Annotated in this window: 12 protein-coding genes; 8 read left to right on the top strand and 4 right to left on the bottom strand. The window is 68.5% G+C overall.

The window, feature by feature from the left end:
* Positions 1 to 106: 106 nt before the first annotated feature.
* On the bottom strand, positions 107 to 424 hold the full coding sequence (locus A5787_RS03515; protein WP_082977045.1) for a chorismate mutase: 318 nt from the start codon (positions 422 to 424) through the stop codon (positions 107 to 109).
* A 236-nt stretch (positions 425 to 660) separates the two neighbouring features.
* Here A5787_RS03515 and pcrA point away from each other — a divergent pair, with 236 nt between their 5' ends.
* Entirely contained in the window at positions 661 to 2,997 is a 2,337-nt protein-coding gene (gene pcrA, locus A5787_RS03510; RefSeq protein ID WP_066961638.1) for a DNA helicase PcrA, read from the top strand.
* 89 nt (positions 2,998 to 3,086) lie between these two features.
* Here pcrA and A5787_RS27605 read toward each other — a convergent pair whose 3' ends face one another.
* Together A5787_RS27605 and A5787_RS03500 are read right to left on the bottom strand one after the other, a co-directional pair.
* The gene (locus tag A5787_RS27605) at positions 3,087 to 3,671 is read right to left on the bottom strand and encodes a hypothetical protein (RefSeq protein ID WP_066961637.1); all 585 of its coding nucleotides are present in this window, start codon (positions 3,669 to 3,671) and stop codon (positions 3,087 to 3,089) included.
* A gap of 1 nt (position 3,672) precedes the next feature.
* Positions 3,673 to 4,779, bottom strand: coding sequence for a M23 family metallopeptidase (locus A5787_RS03500; protein ID WP_066961721.1), 1,107 nt, complete (start codon positions 4,777 to 4,779; stop codon positions 3,673 to 3,675).
* A gap of 287 nt (positions 4,780 to 5,066) precedes the next feature.
* Between A5787_RS03500 and sucC the strand changes: the two genes are divergently transcribed.
* The 3 genes from sucC to A5787_RS03485 all read left to right on the top strand — a co-directional run bounded on the left by sucC (position 5,067) and on the right by A5787_RS03485 (position 8,749).
* Entirely contained in the window at positions 5,067 to 6,230 is a 1,164-nt protein-coding gene (gene sucC, locus A5787_RS03495) for an ADP-forming succinate--CoA ligase subunit beta (protein ID WP_066961634.1), read from the top strand.
* A gap of 19 nt (positions 6,231 to 6,249) precedes the next feature.
* A complete protein-coding gene (gene sucD / locus A5787_RS03490) occupies positions 6,250 to 7,152 on the top strand; it encodes a succinate--CoA ligase subunit alpha (RefSeq protein WP_066961633.1) in 903 nt (300 codons plus the stop codon).
* Between the two features lie 67 nt (positions 7,153 to 7,219).
* Entirely contained in the window at positions 7,220 to 8,749 is a 1,530-nt protein-coding gene (locus A5787_RS03485) for an acetyl-CoA acetyltransferase (protein ID WP_066961632.1), read from the top strand.
* A gap of 15 nt (positions 8,750 to 8,764) precedes the next feature.
* Here the strand turns inward: A5787_RS03485 and A5787_RS03480 are convergent, their stop codons facing one another.
* A complete protein-coding gene (locus A5787_RS03480; RefSeq protein WP_066961630.1) occupies positions 8,765 to 9,613 on the bottom strand; it encodes an LLM class F420-dependent oxidoreductase in 849 nt (282 codons plus the stop codon).
* Positions 9,614 to 9,869: 256 nt separating this feature from the next.
* Between A5787_RS03480 and A5787_RS03475 the strand changes: the two genes are divergently transcribed.
* The 4 genes from A5787_RS03475 (at position 9,870) to purH (ending at position 14,472) form a co-directional block, all read left to right on the top strand.
* The gene (locus A5787_RS03475; protein WP_066961628.1) at positions 9,870 to 10,811 is read left to right on the top strand and encodes a DUF5336 domain-containing protein; all 942 of its coding nucleotides are present in this window, start codon (positions 9,870 to 9,872) and stop codon (positions 10,809 to 10,811) included.
* Positions 10,812 to 10,850: 39 nt separating this feature from the next.
* Positions 10,851 to 12,203, top strand: a complete 1,353-nt coding sequence (locus A5787_RS03470; protein ID WP_082977043.1) for a DUF6350 family protein — start codon at positions 10,851 to 10,853, stop codon at positions 12,201 to 12,203.
* 74 nt (positions 12,204 to 12,277) lie between these two features.
* Positions 12,278 to 12,907 carry a phosphoribosylglycinamide formyltransferase gene (gene purN, locus A5787_RS03465; protein ID WP_066961626.1) on the top strand — a complete coding sequence of 210 codons (630 nt, stop codon included), beginning with the start codon at positions 12,278 to 12,280 and terminating at the stop codon, positions 12,905 to 12,907.
* On the top strand, positions 12,904 to 14,472 hold the full coding sequence (gene purH, locus A5787_RS03460) for a bifunctional phosphoribosylaminoimidazolecarboxamide formyltransferase/IMP cyclohydrolase (protein ID WP_066961623.1): 1,569 nt from the start codon (positions 12,904 to 12,906) through the stop codon (positions 14,470 to 14,472). Before purN ends, purH begins: the two co-directional genes overlap by 4 nt.
* The last annotated feature ends 5 nt before the right edge of the window (positions 14,473 to 14,477 follow it).

Below are 14,477 nucleotides of genomic sequence, written 5' to 3'. Positions count from 1 at the left end.
GGGCGCCGCTTCTCCTCATCGCAAAGCTCTGCATCGTCGCCGACGCGGGTCATGATTCGACCCTAATGCCGTCCGGCAGGGCCGGGCCAGGCCAGCGCGGGGGCCGTCAGTGGCCGAGGCGACCTCGGCCCAGCCGCAGCAGCAGCATCGCCAGGTCCTTACCCTCGGGACCGAGCTCGCTGTAGCGCTCGATGACCTTCATCTCGCGGCTGTGCACCAGCCGCGTGCCGCCGGACGCCATGCGCACCTTGCCGATCGCCTGGGACACCTCGGCGCGCCGCTTCACCGCGGCGAGGATCTCGGCGTCCAAACGGTCGATCTCTTGGCGTAACTGGTCAATGTCGGTGTTTTGGTCGGACTCGACCATGTCGATGTTCATGTCTGCTGACTCCGCGTTCTCTTGATGTGGGGGGTCTGGTCTCATCCGTTATCGGGCCTCACAAAAGAGACGAGCCCCGAATCCGGAAGCGGACCACGGGGCTCTGCGATAGCAGCTACACCACGGGCACCGCTAGCCGGTACCCATAGAAAAATCGGCGCTGCATGTTGAGCACCAACCGAGTGTGCCACTAAGGGCCGCGACCACGCAAAAATGGGTGCGCCGCGCCGGAGGGCCTGGCCAGCGAAGTAGTCGGTCGGCGGCGGTAAGTTTGGACAGACATGAGTGTGCACGTGACCGAAGCCAAGTCCACCCCCGAAGCAGACCAGCTGCTCGATGGGCTCAACCCGCAACAACGCCAGGCGGTGGTGCATCAGGGCTCGCCGCTGCTGATCGTCGCGGGCGCGGGCTCGGGTAAGACGGCGGTGCTGACGCGGCGCATCGCTTACCTGCTCGCGGCGCGCGGCGTCGGGGTCGGTCAGATCCTGGCCATCACCTTCACCAACAAGGCGGCCGCGGAGATGCGCGAGCGCGTGGTGCGGCTGGTGGGTAACCGCGCCCGCGCGGTGTGGGTCTCCACGTTCCACTCGACCTGCGTGCGCATCCTGCGCAACCAGGCCTCGCTGATCGAGGGGCTCAATTCCAACTTCTCGATCTACGACGCCGACGATTCGCGGCGCCTGCTGCAGATGATCGGTCGCGACATGGGACTGGACATCAAGCGCTTCTCGCCGCGCCTGCTGGCCAACGCCATCTCCAACCTCAAGAACGAGTTGATCGACCCGGACGAGGCAGTGGCCAACCTGTCCGACGACTCCGATGAGTTGAGCCGCACGGTGGCCTCGGTCTACGGCGAATACCAGCGGCGGCTGCGGGCCGCCAACGCGCTGGACTTCGACGACTTGATCGGGGAGACCGTCGCGGTACTGCGGGCGTTCCCGCAGATCGCCCAGTACTACCGGCGGCGGTTCCGGCACGTGCTCGTCGACGAATACCAGGACACCAACCACGCCCAGTACGTGCTGGTGCGGGAGCTGGTCGGACACGGGGACCCGCAGGATTCATCCGACGCAGCTGACCGGGTGCCGCCGGCGGAATTGTGCGTGGTCGGCGATGCCGATCAATCGATCTACGCGTTCCGTGGCGCCACCATCCGCAACATCGAGGACTTCGAGCGCGACTATCCGGACGCGAGGACCATTCTGCTCGAACAGAATTACCGCTCGACGCAGAACATCCTGTCGGCGGCGAACTCGGTGATCGCCCGCAACACCGGACGCCGTGAGAAGCGCCTGTGGACCGACGCGGGCGCAGGCGAGCTGATCGTCGGCTACGTCGCCGACAACGAGCACGACGAGGCCAGGTTCGTGGCCGAGGAGATCGATGCGCTCGCCGAGCGGGGCGAGATCACCTACAACGACGTGGCCGTGTTCTATCGCACCAACAACTCGTCGCGGTCGCTGGAAGAGGTCTTCATCCGCGCCGGCATCCCCTACAAAGTCGTTGGGGGAGTGCGCTTCTACGAACGCAAGGAGATCCGCGACATCGTCGCCTACCTACGGGTGCTGGACAATCCCGGTGACGCGGTCAGCATGCGGCGCATCCTCAACACGCCGCGCCGGGGGATCGGGGATCGCGCCGAGGCGTGCGTGGCGGTATACGCCGAGAACACCGGCGCCAGCTTCGCCGATGCGCTGGTGGCGGCCGCCCAAGGCAGGGTGCCGATGCTGAATACCCGCGCGGAGAAGGCGATCGCGGGCTTCGTGGAACTGCTGGACGACCTGAGGGGCCACCTCGACGACGACCTCGGCGATTTGGTCGAGTCGGTGCTCGAACGCAGCGGCTACCGCCGCGAGCTGGAGTCCTCCACCGATCCTCAGGAGCTGGCCCGGCTGGACAACCTGAACGAATTGGTCAGCGTCGCACACGAATTCAGCATCGACCAAGCCAATGCGGCCGTGCTGGAGACGCCCGAGGACGAGGATGTGCCCGACACCGGCGCCCTGGCGGCGTTTCTGGAACGGGTCTCGCTGGTCTCCGACACCGACGAAATCCCGGAGCACGGGGCCGGTTTGGTCACGCTGATGACGCTGCACACCGCGAAGGGGCTGGAGTTCCCGGTGGTGTTCGTCACCGGCTGGGAGGACGGGATGTTCCCCCACATGCGGTCGCTGGACGACCCGACCGAACTGTCCGAAGAGCGGCGGCTCGCCTACGTCGGCATCACCCGGGCCCGGCAGCGGCTGTACGTCAGTCGGGCCATCGTACGGTCCTCCTGGGGGCAGCCGATGCTCAACCCGGAATCGCGCTTCCTGCAAGAGATTCCGCAGGAGCTCATCGACTGGCGGCGCAGCGCACCGCCGCAGTCGTCGTTCAGCGCCCCGGTGAGCGGTGCCGGACGGTTCGGCGCGCCGCGTCCGTCGCCGACCCGGTCGGGGGCCGTCAAGCGCCCGCTGCTGGTGCTGCAACCCGGCGATCGGGTGAGTCACGACAAGTACGGGCTGGGCCGGGTCGAGGAGGTGTCGGGAGTCGGTGAATCGGCCATGTCGCTGATCGACTTCGGCAGCTCGGGCCGGGTGAAGCTGATGCACAACCACGCCCCGGTCAGCAAGCTCTGACGCGCCGAACGTGACGCCAGGGCGAGATTCTCGCCAATTCTTCGCCGCCAGAACACGTTCGGCGCACAGGGCGCAAGGGCGTTAAGAGGTCAGTCCGCCTGCAGCCAGCGTTTGGTTTGCGGGTGAAACGCCAGCGCCACGCTGGCGACCGGCAGTAGCCACAGGGTGTAGACGATCCAGGCCACGCGTGCGCCCGCGATGAACACGCCGCCGTAGGTCAGCACCGCGACCACCGCGCCGGCCGCGATGAGGTAACGCCCCAGTGGCCGATGCTGCAGCAGCAGGATCACCCCGGCGATCGTGGTGATCGCGAACACCAGCGCGAGGAAGGCGACCGCGATGCAGAACAGGCGGTCGGTCCGCCACCACCCCGCGATCAGGTCGGTGGCCACCACCGACGTGGCCCAGCCGCTGACGATGGTGACGGCGCTGGCGGCGATCGCCGTCCGGCCGCTCGGCTCGTGGCCGGGCGGACTGGCAAGCCCTCGCCGGACCGCGGATGTGGCGCCGTGATCGGGAGCCGACTGCCGCGGAAGCTGCGTCGTCGGGGACTCGGGGACGACGGGCATCGGCCCGGTCGGTGCCCGCCGGATGATCCGCGTGTGCGATTCCGAGGGCGGTGCGGCGGCCTCGGGTGTGGGCGCAGGCGCAGCGGGTTCGTTGGGCGCGGTCACCTCAGCCAGCGTAGTTGCCGACGTTAAGTCCCCGCTTTGCAAGCCAGGGGACCGGGTCGATCCGTTCGGTGCCGCCCTGGAGCACCTCAAAGTGCAGGTGTGGCCCGGTGGAATTGCCGCGGTTCCCCATCGTGGCGATCTGGTCGCCGGCCATCACGCGCTGACCGACGCTGACCAGCGTCGTGTTGACGTGCCCGTAGAGCGTGACCGTGCCGTCGGCGTGGCGGAGCTTGACCAGCGCCCCATAGCCGGCGGCGGGCCCGGAGTCGATGACGACGCCGTCGGACACCGCATAGATCGGCGTTCCGATCGAGTTGGCGAGGTCGATGCCGGCGTGCAGCACGCCCCAGCGGTAGCCGAAGTTGGAGGTGAATATCCCGTGCGTGGGCATGACGTAGAGCGGCTGCTGCAGCCGGGCCTCGCGCTGGGCGCGATCGTTGGCGAAGGCCACGCCCTTGGCGAGCTCCTCGTTGTGCACTGCGGCATCCGCCGCGGGCTGGATCGCGACCACCTGGGCGCCGCGGATCGTGTTGCTGCCCGCCCCGCCGGACAGCGCGGAAGCGTTGGCGGTCAGCACGGCCTCCGTCTTCGGCGTATCGGCGTGGCTGGTCGCCGTGTGGGCCGCGGCGGCCGCCGCCCCGGCGGCCATCGCCGAGATCAGCAGGCGGCCCCGGGCCGCGCTGGTCGGCTGCTTACGGTGCTGCCCGCCGCGGCGGATGACGGGAATGACGTCGGTGATGTCCGAGTAGTTGGGACGACGCGCCTCGGTGGCGGCGGTACTGGGCTGTAACCGTGCCGGGACCGGCACCGCTGCGGGGGTGGCCAGCAGCAGCGGGCCCAAATCGTCCGTGTCATGCAGGTCGTCGAGCTCGGGAGCGAACAGCACGCGGGCTTCGTTGTCGAACGTCGAGTCGTTGCTGAAGTCCAGATCGTCGAGATCTGCGGAGTCATCAACGAAATCCAGGTCGCCGAAGTCGAACCCGTCGAGGGGCAGGATTTCGGTGACTTCGTTGCGGTGAGCTTCGATCCACCGGCCGCCTGCTGCGCGACCTACCCTCACCACGCCGGTTGTATCGGCAGAAGGACGAGTCAAACGGTGCTGGGACAAGCTGAAATGTCCTCGTATCGTGACCATAACGTTATCTGGACCCTAGGAAGGTATCCGCTAACCGACGGGGCTGGCAACCTCGGGCCAAGAACCCAACCAATATTGTGATTCCCATCACTTTTGCGGGGTATCGGTATGCGGTGAGCTGCGCCACATCGGTGGACGCGACGGTAGCAGGCATTCGACGGGTGGATAAAGTGCCACCGTGCGAGTCGCCGATTCCGGCTGTCCCCATTGCGGGGCCCACGTACAGGCCTAGCAGCAAGTCGAGCGAAGACAGTGAGCCCATGGACCTTTTCGAGTATCAAGCAAAAGAATTGTTCGCCAAACACAACGTACCGAGCACGCCCGGCCGGGTGACCGACACCGCCGAGGGCGCCCGCGCCATCGCCGAGGAGATCGGTCGTCCGGTGATGGTGAAGGCCCAGGTCAAGGTCGGAGGCCGCGGTAAGGCCGGCGGCGTCAAATACGCCGCGACGCCCGAAGACGCCTACGAGCACGCCAAGAACATCCTCGGCCTGAACATCAAGGAACACGTCGTGAAGCGGCTGCTGGTCGCCGAGGCCAGCGACATCGCCGAGGAGTACTACATCTCCTTCCTGCTCGACCGCGCCAACCGCACCTACCTGGCGATGTGCTCGGTCGAGGGCGGCATGGAGATCGAAGAGGTGGCCGCCACCAAGCCCGACCGGCTCGCCAAGGTTCCCGTCAGCGCCGTCAAGGGGGTCGACGAGGCGACCGCTCGGTCCATCGCAGAGCAAGGCCACCTGCCGGCCGAGGTGCTCGACGCCGCCGCGGTCACCATCTCCAAGCTGTGGGAGCTCTTCGTCGCCGAGGACGCGACGCTGGTTGAGGTCAACCCGCTGGTGCGCACTCCCGACGACCGGATTTTGGCGCTGGACGGCAAGGTCACGCTCGACGCCAACGCCGATTTCCGCCACCCCGATCACACCGAGTTCGAGGACCGCGAGGCCACCGATCCGCTGGAGCTGAAGGCCAAGGAGCACCACCTCAACTACGTGAAGCTCGACGGTGCGGTCGGCATCATCGGCAACGGCGCGGGCCTGGTGATGTCGACGCTCGACGTCGTCGCCTACGCCGGAGAGAAGCACGGGGGCGTCAAGCCGGCCAACTTCCTGGACATCGGCGGCGGCGCCTCGGCCGAGGTGATGGCCGCCGGGCTGGACGTGGTGCTGGGCGACCAACAGGTCAAGAGCGTGTTCGTCAACGTCTTCGGCGGCATCACCTCCTGCGACGCGGTCGCCACCGGCATCGTCAAGGCGCTGGAAATCCTCGGCGACGAGGCCAACAAGCCGCTGGTGGTGCGCCTCGACGGCAACAACGTCGAGGAGGGCCGCCGCATCCTCACCGAGGCCAACCACCCGCTGGTGACGTTGGTGGCCACGATGGACGAGGCCGCCGACAAGGCCGCCGAGCTGGCGAGCGCCTGAACAAGGAGACATGACTCAAATGGCTATTTTCCTGAATAAAGACAACAAGGTCATCGTCCAGGGCATCACCGGCAGCGAGGCCACCGTCCACACCGCCCGCATGCTCAAGGCGGGCACCCAGATCGTCGGCGGCGTGAACGCGCGCAAGGCCGGCACCACCGTCACGCACGAGGACAAGGGCGGGCGGATCGTCAAGCTGCCGGTGTTCGGCGGCGTCGCGGAGGCGATGGAAAAGACCGGTGCCGACGTTTCGATCATCTTCGTGCCGCCGAAGTTCGCCAAGGACGCCATCATCGAGGCCATCGACGCCGAGATCCCGTTGCTGGTGGTCATCACCGAGGGAATTCCCGTGCAGGACAGCGCCTTTGCGTGGGCCTACAACCTGGAGAAGGGCGGCAAGACCCGCATCATCGGGCCGAACTGCCCCGGCATCATCACCCCGGGCGAGGCGCTGGTGGGTATCACCCCCGCCAACATCACGGGCGCGGGCCCCGTCGGGCTGGTATCCAAGTCGGGGACGCTGACCTACCAAATGATGTACGAGTTGCGCGATTTCGGCTTCTCGACGTCCATCGGCATCGGTGGGGACCCGGTGATCGGCACTACTCACATCGACGCCATCGAGGCCTTCGAGAAGGACCCCGACACCAAGGTCATCGTGATGATCGGTGAGATCGGCGGCGACGCCGAGGAGCGCGCGGCCGACTACATCAAGGCCCACGTCTCCAAGCCCGTCGTCGGTTATGTGGCGGGATTCACCGCGCCGGAGGGCAAGACGATGGGCCACGCCGGCGCCATCGTGTCCGGCTCGTCGGGCACGGCGGCCGCCAAGAAGGCTGCCCTGGAGGCGGCCGGCGTCAAGGTGGGCAAGACCCCCTCGGAGACGGCGGCGCTGGCCCGGGAGATCCTCAAGGCCCTGTAGCGGCTGCCGGGCCTTTGACCAGACCCCGGTGGCGGGCCGCAGTTCCGCTGCGGTAGATAGTAGAGCTATGAATCTTGACGCGCGCACGCCCGTCGTCGTCGGTGTCGGGCAGGCCGCCGAGCGCATCGATGACCCCGGTTACCGGGCGATGTCACCCGTCGAGTTGGCCGCTGGCGCCGCCTCGGCCGCCCTGGCCGACTGTGGGGCCGACGTCGCGGCGGTGGCCGCGGCCGTCGACACCGTCGCCGGCGTCAGACAGTTCGAGATCTCCGGTCCCGTTGCCTCGGCCGTGCTGGGCCGGTCGAACAACTACCCGCGCTCCGTGGCCGAGCGGGTGGGGGCGCAACCCGCGCGCGCGATCCTCGAGATCGTCGGGGGCCAGGGACCGCAGCATCTGATCAGCGAGCTGGCGGCGGAGATCGCGGCCGGCCGCTCGCAGGCGGCGCTGATCTTCGGCTCCGACGCGACCTCGACGCTGCGCCACTTCGCGAGCGCCGAACACAAGCCGGACTTCACGGAGACCGTCGAGGGTGACCTGGAGGACCGCGGCACGGGAATCGAGAAGCTCATCTCGCGCTACACGGTCATCCACGGTATGACCAGCGCGCCGATCCAATACGGGCTGCTGGAAAACGCGCGGCGGGCCGGAACCGGCCTCGGCCCTGCGGAGTATCGGCGGACGATGGCCGAGCTGTTCGCGCCCTTCACCAAGATCGCCGCCAGCAATCCGTTCGCCGCCGCGCCGGTCGAGCGCACCGTCGACGAACTGATCACCGTGACCGAGGCCAACCGAATGATCGCGGAGCCCTACCCGCGGCTGATGGTCGCACGCGACCAGGTCAACCAGGGCGCTGCCGCGCTGCTGATGTCGGTCGCTTCGGCACGTTCGCTAGGGGTGCCCGAGGAGAACTGGGTGTACCTCCATGGGCACGTCGACCTGGAGGAGCAGCCGCTGCTGGAGCGCCCGGATCTCGGGCACTCGCCGTCGGCCGTGATGGCGGTGCGCGAGGCGCTGGGCATGGCCGGCATCGGAGTCGACGACGTCGCCACCTTCGACCTCTACAGCTGCTTTCCGGTGCCGGTGTTCAACATTTGCGACGGCCTGGGGATCGCGCCGGAAGACCCGCGGGGACTGACGTTGACCGGCGGGCTGCCGTTCTTCGGTGGGGCCGGCAACAACTATTCCATGCACGCGGTCGCCGAGACCATCGCCCAAATGCGAAGTATGCCAGGGCAATTCGGCCTCGTCGGGGCCAACGGCGGCATCCTGAGCAAGTACTCGGTCGGCGTTTACTCCACCGCGCCGGTGGAATGGAAGCCGGATCGCAACGCGGAGCTGCAATCCCAGGTCGCCGGGTGGCCGACCCAGGCCGTGACCGAGACCGCCGATGGTCGCGGGACCGTCGAGACGTATACGGTCCGGCGCGACGACGGACGCCCCACCGGCATCATCATCGGCAGGCTCGATGACGGCAGCCGGTTCGTGTCGACCACCGAGGACGAGGAACTGATCGCGTTGCTGATCGACGGCGACCCCCTCGGGCGCACGGTCCGGGTGCGCTCGTTCGACTACGGCAATCGCTGCTTCGTCAACTGAGCGGTTCTGCTCGCGCTAGACGACAGCGGCGAGCTTGCCGGCCAACCGTTCGACGTAGGCGGCGATCTCATCCTCGGGGCGGTCCGGCAGCCCGAACAGCACCTCGGTCACGCCCAGTTCGGCCCAGCGCGCCAGCTTCTCGGGGATGGGCTTGAAGTCCAGCGCGACGATCTGCGGTGACCCGTCGCGGCCGGCGGCCGCCCAGGTGTCCTGCAGCAACTTGACCGGCTCGTCGATGTCGAAGTCGCGCGGCGTCGTGATCCAGCCGTCCGCGCTGCGGGCGATCCACTTGAAGTTCTTCTCGTTGCCGGCCGCACCCACGAGCACCGGGATGTGTGACTGCACCGGCTTCGGCCAGGCCCAGCTCGGCCCGAACTTGACGAACTCGCCGTCGTAGGCGGCTTCGTCTTCTGTCCACAGCGCCCGCATCGCCTCGATGTACTCGCGCAACATGGTCCGGCGCCGCCCGGGCGGCACCCCGTGGTCGGCCAGCTCGTCGGTGTTCCACCCGAAGCCGACCCCGAGGCTCACCCGGCCCCCCGACAGGTGGTCAAGCGTCGCAATGCTTTTCGCCAGCGTGATCGGGTCGTGCTCGACGGGCAGCGCCACCGCCGTCGAGAGGCGCACCCGCGACGTGACGGCGCACGCGGCGCCCAGACTCACCCATGGGTCCAGCGTGCGCATGTACCGGTCGTCCGGCAGCGACGCGTCGCCGGTCGTGGGATGGGCGGCCTCACGCTTGACCGGGATGTGGGTGTGTTCTGGCACGTAGAACGTCTGGAAACCGTGGTCGTCGGCGAGCTTGGCCGCTGTCGCCGGGGAGATGCCGCGGTCGCTGGTGAAAAGCACGAGGCCGTAATCCATGCTCAGGATTAGAACGTGTTCTACCTGTGCTCGGCAAGCGGGTGGGCCGACGGCGGGCTCGCCGATGATCGCCGGCACGGGTCGGCGCTGGTCACGCCGACAGGCCGGTGGCTCCGGCACGGCCGCCCGAAGGTGCGCTAGCGTGGTTGGTCGATCGCGCCGCAACGCAACATGGGGAAGGTGTTCCGCTGCGGCGCGCCTGGAAGCACAGCGTCGCACTGCAATGTGGCGCCGCTAAGAAGCAACAGGAGGAGTCATGACTTATTCGCCCGGTGGTCCCGGCTATCAACCCGCGCAGCCCGGCGGCTCCTATGCAGGCGCCACGCCGTCCTTCGCCAAGACCGACGACGGGGAAAGCAAGCTTCCGCTGGCTTTGAACGTCGCCGTCGTGGTCCTCGGCATCGCGGTCTACCTGCTGAATTTCGGACCGACTTTCGTCATCGGCGCCGACCTCGGCCCGGGCGGCGGACGGGCCGGCGACGCCGGCACCGCGGTCATCGTCGCGCTACTGGCCGCCCTGCTGGCGGCGATCGGCCTGCTGCCCAAGGCCAAGAGTTATGTGGGAATCGTCGCGGTCGTCGCCGTTTTGGGCGCGCTGCTGGCCATCACCGAGACCGTCAACACGCCCGCCGGATTCGGCATCGGTTGGGCGATGTGGCCGTTGGTCGGTTGCAGCATCATTCAGGCCTTCGCCGCCGTCGGCGCGTTGCTGCTGGACGCCGGAGTCATCACGGCGCCCACGCCGCGGCCCAAGTACGACCCGTACGCGCAATACGGCCAGTACGGGCAATACGGCCAGTACGGGCAGTACGGCCAGCAGCCGTCCTACTACGGTCAGCCGAGTGCCCAGCAGCACGCCGGGCACCAGCCCCACCAGCAGGACGCGCCGCAGCCTTCCTCGTATGGCTCGCAGTACGGCGGTTATCCGCAGAGCCAGGCCCCGACGCAGGCCGCCATCCCGACGTCGACCGGTGGATTCGGCGCCCAGCCGCAGCCGGGCGCGCAGCAGCACGGGCCGTCGACACCGCCCACCGGCTTCCCGAGCTTCGGCCCGCCGCCGTCCTCCGCCGCGAGCGGCACGGAGTCCCAGGCCGGTTCGGGTCCGGTCGACCACGCGGGCCACACCGGCGGTCAGCCGGGCTCCGGCCAGGAGCAGCAACAGTCGCCGTCATCACCGTCTGGGCCGGCGCCCTCCTAAGCCTGCGTCCTCGCGCGTAGTCGGGCACGTGCGCCAAGAGTGAAAAGGGTGTCAGCAAGCGAGGACGACCGGGCAGCTGGCGCTCGCCAGGCGCGCGATCTTGTCCGGGTGGCGTTCGGCCCGGCCGTAGTGGCATTGGGCATCATCGCCGCGGTTACCTTGCTGCAGTTGCTGATCGCCAACAGCGACATGACCGGCGCGTTGGGCGCCATCGCCAGCATGTGGCTGGCGGTGCACCAGGTCCCGATCTCGATTGGTGGCCGCGGACTGGGCGTGCTGCCACTGCTGCCGGCCCTCCTGATGGTGTGGGGCACCGCGCGCAGCAGCGCCCGGGCCACCGCTGCGCAGTCGTCGTGGCTGGTGGTTCGCTGGGTGATCGCCTCGGCGCTGGGCGGTCCCTTGTTGCTGGCGGCGATCGCGCTGGCGGTCATCCACGACGCGTCGTCGGTGATCACGGAGCTGCAGACGCCCAGCGCCCTGCGCGCGTTTGCGAGCGTGCTGGTGGTGCACGCCATCGGTGCCGCGATCGGCGTGTGGTCCCGGGTCGGGCGGCGGGCGTTGGCGGCATCCCCGCTGCCCAATTGGCTCGGTGATTCGCTGCGCGCCGCGGTGGCCGGTGTGCTCGCGTTGCTCGGGCTCTCCGGGCTGGTGACCGCGGGATCCCTGATCGTGCACTGGTCGACGATGCAGGAGCTCTACGGCATCACCGATTCGATATTCGGCCAGTTCAGCCTCACCGTGCTGTCCGTGCTGTACGCGCCGAACGTCATCGTCGGCACGTCGGCGGTCGCCGTCGGATCCAGTGCCCACCTCGGTTTCGCGACGTTCAGTTCCTTCACCGTTTTCGGCGGCGACATCCCAGCACTGCCGATCCTGGCCGCGCTCCCCACGCCGCCGCTGGGGCCGGTGTGGGTCGCGCTGCTCATCGTCGGCGCGTCGTCGGGCGTGGCGGTCGGGCAGCAATGTGCCCGGCGCGCGCTGCCGCTGCTCCCGGCGTTGGCCAAATTGCTGGTCGCCGCCGTCGTCGGTGCGTTGGCGATGTCGTTGCTCGCCTACGGCGGAAGCGGGCGGCTCGGCAATTTCGGCCATGTCGGCGTCGATCAGGGGACCTTGCTGGGCGGCGTGTTCTTCTGGTTCGCGGTCGTCGGCTGCGTCACGGTCGTGATGGCCGGCGGGATCCGGCCCGTGCGGCTCAGGCGGACCAGGCGACCCGCGCCCGCCCCGGGGTCCGACGAGCCGGCAGATTTCGCGGACGTCTTCGACGAGCCGCAAGACGAGCCGGCGGACGAGCCGCAAGATGAACCCCCGGGTGAGTCCGCCCAGGAGGACGATGCGGCTCCCGAGAAGCAGGCCGCCGACGACCAGCCGCCCGACGAATCGAGCCTGCGCTGAGCGCGCGGACACGCCGGGCGATGTCGCGCTGGCCGCAGGGTCGGCGCGGCGGCCCCGCCGACTAGGCTCGCCGTGTGCCCCAACCCCTGCACGTGCCCCCGAGCGCGCCGGCGCGGGTGGTGGTGCTCGCCTCGGGCACGGGTTCGCTGCTGGGCTCCCTGATCGAAGCGGCCGCCGGTGACTACCCGGCGCGAATAGTCGCCGTCGGCGTGGATCGCGAATGCCGGGCCGTCGAGGTCGCGGCGGCGGCATCGCTGCCGTCGTTTACCGTCCGACTGGGCGACCACCCTGACCGCGCGGCCTGGGACGCGGCCATCACCGAAGCCACCGCCGCACACTCGCCCGATCTCATCGTCTCCGCGGGCTTTATGAAAATACTTGGACCGCAATTCCTTTCACGATTCTGTGGACGAACCCTCAACACGCATCCGGCGTTGCTGCCGGCGTTCGCGGGGGCGCATGCCGTCCCGGATGCGCTGGCTTACGGTGTGAAGGTGACCGGCTGTACGGTGCACCTGGTGGACGCCGGCATGGACACCGGGCCGATATTGGCGCAGGAGCCGATCCCGGTGCTCGACGGCGACACGGAAGAGACCCTGCATGAACGCATCAAGGTCGTCGAGCGGCGATTGTTGGTGGACGTGGTGGCCGCGATGGCGACGCGCGGCGTGACCTGGACCGGACGAAAGGCGACCATAGGATGAGCGACGAGTCAAGAAGGGCGATTCGCCGCGCGTTGATCAGCGTGTACGACAAGTCCGGGCTGATCGATCTCGCCCAGGGTCTGGCCGCGGCGGGCGTGGAGATCGTGTCGACCGGCTCGACGGCGAAGACCATTGCCGACAAAGGGATTCCGGTCACCCGCGTCGAGGATTTGACCGGCTTCCCCGAGGTGCTCGACGGCCGGGTCAAGACGCTCCACCCCCGGGTGCACGCCGGCCTGCTGGCGGACTTGCGCAAACCCGAGCACGAGGCGGCGCTCGAACAGCTGGGGATCGCGGCGTTCGAACTCGTCGTCGTCAACCTCTATCCGTTCAGCGAGACGGTCGACTCCGGCGCGGGCATCGACGAGTGCGTCGAGCAGATCGACATCGGCGGACCGTCGATGGTCCGGGCCGCCGCGAAGAATCACCCCAGCGTGGCGGTGGTCACCGACCCGCTCGGCTATGACGGCGTGCTCGCCGCGGTGCGTAGCGGCGGGTTTACCCTCACCGAACGAAAGAGGCTGGCGTCGTTGGCGTTTCAGCACACGGCGGACTACGACATCGCGGTTGCCGGCTGGATGGAGTCGACGCTGGCGCCCGAACATCCGCCCACGAACTTCCCGCAGTGGTTGGCGGGCAGCTGGCGGCGCGCGGCGACGCTGCGCTACGGCGAGAACCCGCACCAGCAGGCCGCGCTCTACGCCGACCCCGGCGCGTGGCCGGGCCTGGCGCAGGCCGAGCAGCTGCACGGAAAAGAGATGTCCTACAACAACTTCACCGACGCGGACGCGGCCTGGCGGGCCGCCTTCGACCACGAAGAGATCTGCGTGGCGATCATCAAGCACGCCAACCCCTGTGGGATCGCGATCTCGTCGGTCTCGGTTGCCGATGCGCACCGGAAGGCCCACGAATGCGATCCGCTGAGCGCCTTTGGCGGGGTGATCGCGGCCAACACCGAAGTCAGTGTCGAGATGGCGGAGTACGTGAGCACCATCTTCACCGAGGTGATCGTCGCGCCGGCGTACGCGCCGGGCGCCGTCGACGCGTTGACGCGCAAAAAAAACATCCGCGTGCTGGTGGCCTCCGAACCGCTGGCCGGGGGAACCGAGCTGCGTCCGGTCAGCGGCGGGCTGCTGGTGCAACAGCGCGACCAGCTCGACGCGCACGGTGACAACCCCGCGAACTGGACGCTGGCGACCGGCGCCCCGGCGGACCCGAACACCTTGACCGACCTGGTGTTTGCGTGGCGCGCCTGCCGAGCGGTCAAGTCGAACGCGATCGTGATCGCCTCCGGCGGGGCGACCGTCGGCGTCGGCATGGGTCAGGTCAACCGGGTCGACGCGGCCCGCCTGGCCGTCGAACGCGGGGGCGACCGGGTCCGCGGAGCGGTCGCGGCCTCCGATGCGTTCTTCCCGTTCCCCGACGGGCTCGAGACGCTCACCGCCGCCGGGGTCAGGGCGGTGGTGCATCCGGGCGGATCGGTGCGCGACGACGAGGTGACCGCGGCGGCCGCCGCCGCCGGCGTCACCGTGTACCTCACCGGCGCCCGCCACTTCGCTCACTGAACGGT

The organism is Mycobacterium sp. 852002-50816_SCH5313054-b, assembly GCF_001667185.1.
Classification (GTDB): Bacteria; Actinomycetota; Actinomycetes; order Mycobacteriales; family Mycobacteriaceae; genus Mycobacterium.
The sequence above is the reverse complement of the archived record's forward strand: the minus strand, read 5'-3'. Positions and strand labels throughout refer to the sequence as shown.

Coding starts and splice junctions, on each gene's coding strand:
- purH (WP_066961623.1), top strand. CDS start 12,904: ATGAGCGACGAGTCAAGAAGGGCGATTCGCCGCGCGTTGATCAGCGTG.
- pcrA (WP_066961638.1), top strand. CDS start 661: ATGAGTGTGCACGTGACCGAAGCCAAGTCCACCCCCGAAGCAGACCAG.
- sucC (WP_066961634.1), top strand. CDS start 5,067: ATGGACCTTTTCGAGTATCAAGCAAAAGAATTGTTCGCCAAACACAAC.
- A5787_RS03515 (WP_082977045.1), bottom strand. CDS start 424: ATGAGACCAGACCCCCCACATCAAGAGAACGCGGAGTCAGCAGACATG.
- A5787_RS03475 (WP_066961628.1), top strand. CDS start 9,870: ATGACTTATTCGCCCGGTGGTCCCGGCTATCAACCCGCGCAGCCCGGC.
- A5787_RS03485 (WP_066961632.1), top strand. CDS start 7,220: ATGAATCTTGACGCGCGCACGCCCGTCGTCGTCGGTGTCGGGCAGGCC.
- sucD (WP_066961633.1), top strand. CDS start 6,250: ATGGCTATTTTCCTGAATAAAGACAACAAGGTCATCGTCCAGGGCATC.
- A5787_RS03480 (WP_066961630.1), bottom strand. CDS start 9,613: ATGGATTACGGCCTCGTGCTTTTCACCAGCGACCGCGGCATCTCCCCG.